Source organism: Flavobacterium sp. (genome assembly GCF_044348915.1).
Classification (GTDB): domain Bacteria; phylum Bacteroidota; class Bacteroidia; order Flavobacteriales; family Flavobacteriaceae; genus Flavobacterium.
Map to the genome: position 1 here is coordinate 1 of NZ_JBIKRX010000138.1, position 4,672 is coordinate 4,672.

Annotated in this window: 3 protein-coding genes and 1 tRNA gene; 2 read left to right on the top strand and 2 right to left on the bottom strand. The window is 37.2% G+C overall.

Features of this window, described 5'->3' with window-relative positions:
* Positions 1 to 125: 125 nt before the first annotated feature.
* Entirely contained in the window at positions 126 to 1,193 is a 1,068-nt protein-coding gene (gene aroB, locus ACIQ1E_RS13875; protein ID WP_396171940.1) for a 3-dehydroquinate synthase, read from the bottom strand.
* Positions 1,194 to 1,285: 92 nt separating this feature from the next.
* Here aroB and ACIQ1E_RS13880 point away from each other — a divergent pair, with 92 nt between their 5' ends.
* Positions 1,286 to 2,455 carry a proline dehydrogenase family protein gene (locus tag ACIQ1E_RS13880; protein WP_396171942.1) on the top strand — a complete coding sequence of 390 codons (1,170 nt, stop codon included), beginning with the start codon at positions 1,286 to 1,288 and terminating at the stop codon, positions 2,453 to 2,455.
* Between the two features lie 99 nt (positions 2,456 to 2,554).
* Here ACIQ1E_RS13880 and ACIQ1E_RS13885 read toward each other — a convergent pair whose 3' ends face one another.
* Positions 2,555 to 4,342, bottom strand: coding sequence for an ABC transporter ATP-binding protein (locus ACIQ1E_RS13885; RefSeq protein ID WP_396171944.1), 1,788 nt, complete (start codon positions 4,340 to 4,342; stop codon positions 2,555 to 2,557).
* A 254-nt stretch (positions 4,343 to 4,596) separates the two neighbouring features.
* Here ACIQ1E_RS13885 and ACIQ1E_RS13890 point away from each other — a divergent pair.
* Positions 4,597 to 4,671, top strand: a tRNA-Val gene (locus ACIQ1E_RS13890).
* Position 4,672: the final 1 nt, after the last annotated feature.

Consider the following 4,672-nt stretch of genomic DNA (forward strand, 5'->3'; position numbering starts at 1 on the left):
TGCATCTTCCTTAAATCGCTTGTTAAATGTTATTGAATTCACACCTATAAATTTCTCCCTTGTACTCATTTGACAAAGGTAATACTATTTTCGTTTTTGGGCGGCCTAAACGCCTATACCTATAACTAAGATTTATAATCGTGGAAAGCCTTTAAAATCAATTCATTTTCAACAGATTCATTGATTTTTATTTTCCCGATACCTTCGATTAAGGCAAATTGAATATTTCCGTACTCATTTTTTTTGTCGTGGATGAGCAATTCCATAATAGAATCGATGTCGTTTTCTTCGAAAACTACAGTATCATAGATAGACTTTATTGTGGTTTTGATTTGATTGTATTCGTCGCTAGAGATCAAGTTTTTCTCTAAAGAAATATAGCTTTCCAAGATCATTCCGATTGCAATCGCTTCGCCGTGCAATAAACTTTTTTTGCTATCATTTTCGAGAAAATAACTTTCAATAGCGTGTCCTAAAGTATGTCCAAAATTCAGCGCTTTGCGGATATTTTTTTCAGTTGGATCTTGCATTACGATTTGATTCTTAATCTCTACCGAACGGTATATCAATTCGTCAAAATCAGCAAAATCAATGGCATTCAAATCTAGAAATTGTTCCCAATAGGCAGTGTCATAAATCAATCCGTGCTTGAGCATTTCGGCTAGTCCGGAACGCATTTCTTCTTTTGAAAGTGTTTCTAGATATTGGCTGTCAATCAGAACCATTTGTGGAACATTGATAACCCCGACCTGATTTTTTAAATTCCCTAAATCAACACCAGTTTTACCACCAACCGAAGCATCGACCATTGATAATAAAGTAGTAGGGATGTGAATAAAATCGATCCCACGTTTGAACGTAGATGCAACGAAACCGCCTAAATCAGTGACAACGCCTCCACCAAGATTGAGAACGAGACTTTTTCGATCGGCGCCTAATTCGGTCAAAACATTCCATAATTCTACGCAGGTCTCAATGTTTTTATTGGGTTCACCAGCTTCGAATTCAACAATTTCTGTGGTAAGATCAGTTGCTAAATAGGGAAGAAACTTAGACAAACAATGCTCATTAGTATTGGTGTCGACAATGATAAACAAGTTTGAATACTTGCTTTCTTCAATGAACGTGTTTAGAGCTTCATATCCTTCTTCATTAAAATATATGGGGTAATTGTTGGCTAGAATGGATTGCATATTTGTAGATTAATTTAAAGCGCAAAATAAGGCAAATTTTGCTTAATAATTTTGAAAACTCTCTCTATATTTGTGCAAAAATATAACAAATAATGAATAATTTATTCGATAACACACAAATTGCTTTTTCATTAAAAAGTGATACTGAATTGGAGAGAGCTTATTTTCTTTTCAAATTAATTGCAAATGAACCACTTGTTCGCATAGGAACTGCAGTAACTAATTTTGCTATCAAAGCAAGTTTACCGGTAGAAGGATTGATTCGTACTACAGTTTTCGATCATTTTTGTGGTGGTGTGAATGAAGATGATAGTTTGAAAGTGGTGGATAATTTATTTACTAAAGGTGTCTCATCAGTCTTGGATTATTCAGTCGAAGGCAAGGAGGAGGAAGAGCAGTTTGATGCTGTATTGGAAAAAACCTTGAAATTGATTGAGTTTGCCAAAGAAAAAAAATCTATTCCCTTTGCTGTTTTCAAACCTACTGGTTTCGGACGTATCAATTTATATGAGGAAGTGAGTTTAGGAAAAAAATTGTCTGCAGCTGAATCTGAAGAATGGGAAAAGGTTGTGGCTCGCTTCGAGAAAGTTTGCAAGGCTTCTTATGATAGCGATGTTGCTTTGTTGATAGATGCCGAAGAAAGCTGGATGCAAGATGCAGTTGATGCTTTGGTCGAAAAAATGATGGCAAAATACAATAAATCGAAACCTATTGTTTTCAATACTCTGCAAATGTACCGTTGGGATCGCTTGGATTATTTGAAAAATTTACACGAAAAGGCTAGAAAAGAAGGGTTTTTTATAGGAGCGAAGCTTGTTCGTGGCGCTTATATGGAAAAAGAAAATGAGCGTGCTGTAGAAAGAGGGTGTCCGAGTCCGATTTGTGCTTCTAAAGAAGCTACCGACGAAAATTATGATGCGGCTGTAGAGTATATGGTGGATCACCTTGATAGGATGTCTATTTTTGAAGGAACTCACAACGAAAACAGTACTTATTTCTTGATGAAATTAATGGAAGAAAAAGGAATACAATCTACCGATGATAGAATTTGGTTTGGTCAATTGTACGGAATGAGCGATAATATCAGTTATAATTTAGCGGATAGTGGTTATAATGTGGCCAAGTACTTGCCTTTTGGTCCGGTAAAAGACGTAATGCCCTACTTGATTCGCCGCGCGGAAGAAAACACTTCGGTGGCAGGACAAACTAGTCGTGAATTGGCGATGATTAAAGCCGAACGAAAAAGGAGGAAAGGGAAGTAAAAAGTATTCAGAGATCAGTCCCGATAGCTATCGGGATTAGTGGTCCGTTTAAACCCGATATGTTTTCAAAACCTATCGGGTTTTTATTTGAACAATATTTTACGAATGACTAAACTGCAAATTACTCAAGTTTTTGTAAATACCGTTTTCTAAAGCAATCAGTTCCTGATGCGTTCCTTGTTCCGCAATTACTCCTTTGTCTAAAACCAAAATTTGATCGGCACTGCGAATGGTCGAAAGACGGTGCGCAATGATAATGCTGGTTCTACCTTGCATTAAAATCTCTAAGGCTTCTTGAACCAATTTTTCGCTTTCGCTGTCCAAGGAAGAAGTGGCTTCGTCCAAAATTAAAATACTTGGATTTTTAAGTAAAGCGCGCGCAATGGCAATCCTTTGCCGTTGTCCACCAGAAAGTTTTATTCCCCGTTCTCCAACCATAGTTTCGAATTTTTCTGGGAAACTTTCAATGAAATTAAGTGCATTAGCTTGTTTGGCAGCGACCATAATTTCCTCGTCCGAAGCATCTGGATTTCCATAAGCAATGTTTTCTTTGATGGTGCCTCCAAAGAGAATTACATCTTGCGGAACGATGCTCATATTGCCCCGAAGATTTTCCAATTCATAATCGTAAATATTTTTACCGTCTACCAAGATTTCGCCACTTTCAATATCATAAAAGCGCAACAATAAAGAAGCAATAGTCGATTTTCCGACACCACTTGGGCCGACTATAGCAATTTTTTGACCGAAATTAGCTGTAAAGTTCACCCCTTTCAAAACCTTTATTTCTTTTCGAGAAGGGTAGGTGAAGCCGACATTTTTGAAGCTGACATTGCCTTGAATCTTTTGGATGGAATGCGAGTTTTGAGTAGAATTGATTTTTTCGGGTGTTTCTGCTAATAATTCGAAAACACGTTCTGTGGCGCCAATCGCCTTCTGGATTTGAGCATACAATTCTGCAATACCACCAAAAGACGCCCCAACAAATGTAGAATACAAAACAAAAGAAATCAATTGTCCTACACTCATTTCGCCGCTAATGCTCAACCGAACACCAAACCAAACTACAGCAACGATGGCTCCAAAAAGACAAAATATAATGAAGGAAGCGAAGTAACCTCTATACTTTCCTCCTTTAATAGCTTGTTTTACTACTTCTTTAATTTTTCCATCGTATCGAGCGATTTCATACCATTCATTTGCAAAAGCCTTGACAATACTTATTCCTTGCATCGTTTCCTCTACAATGACCTGACTTTCGGCAACCTGATCTTGCACTTTTTTCGAATATTTACGAATGAATCTGCCAAAAATTACCGCTGCAACGGCTATGAGGGGAACAACGGATAGCATTAATAAAGTGAGTTTCACGCTTTCGGTAGCCAATAAAATTACCCCACCAATAATCAGAATAAATTGTCTTAAAAACTCCGCGATGGTCGACGTAAGCGTGTCTTGAATTTGCGAAATATCAGCACTAATTCTGCTGTTCAGTTCACCAACTCTTTTATGAGAGAAGAACGACATCGGTAATTTGACCAAATTGCTGTACAAGGACAATCGTAAATTGGCTAAAGTGTTTTCGGTAAAATTGATAAATAATGATAGTCTAAAAAAGGAACAAATCGATTGCAGAAATAGAATGACAATTAATGACAAGGCGATCCGATCTGCCTGCTCATAGCTTTTGTCTTTCACACAATCGACTAACATTCCCATCAGTTTTGGAAAAGCTAGTGCAGTAGCTCCGGTGAGTAGTAAGAAGAATAAACCGACATAAAATTTCCACCGATGACTGCCTGCATATTTAAAAATGATGGTTGCCTTAGTCAGTGAAGTAGCGGTTATTTTTGATTTCGGTAAATCATTCTCTTTAAAACGTGCCATTAATTTTGATTTTATTTTTACAAATATAATATTATAGCGCTTGATTGGTAGAAAATAAGTTTTAATTCAAAAGCTAAAACAATTGGAAGTTCAGATCTATTTCAGTTTAATTAATATTTTTTTAAATTTTGTTTGCGAATCCAATATCTAAGTGTATATTTGCACTCGCAATAAGGGCGATTAGCTCAGCTGGTTCAGAGCATTCCGATTGCATCGGAAGTAGTCGGGACTAGAAGATTAAAAAATAAATATTGGGGCGATTAGCTCAGCTGGTTCAGAGCACCTCGTTTACACCGAGGGGGTCGGGGGTTCGAACCCCTCATCGCCCAC

Excerpts from the sequence above, each read along its gene's own strand:
- aroB (WP_396171940.1), bottom strand. The coding sequence starts at position 1,193 with ATGCAATCCATTCTAGCCAACAATTACCCCATATATTTTAATGAAGAA.
- ACIQ1E_RS13880 (WP_396171942.1), top strand. The coding sequence starts at position 1,286 with ATGAATAATTTATTCGATAACACACAAATTGCTTTTTCATTAAAAAGT.
- ACIQ1E_RS13885 (WP_396171944.1), bottom strand. The coding sequence starts at position 4,342 with ATGGCACGTTTTAAAGAGAATGATTTACCGAAATCAAAAATAACCGCT.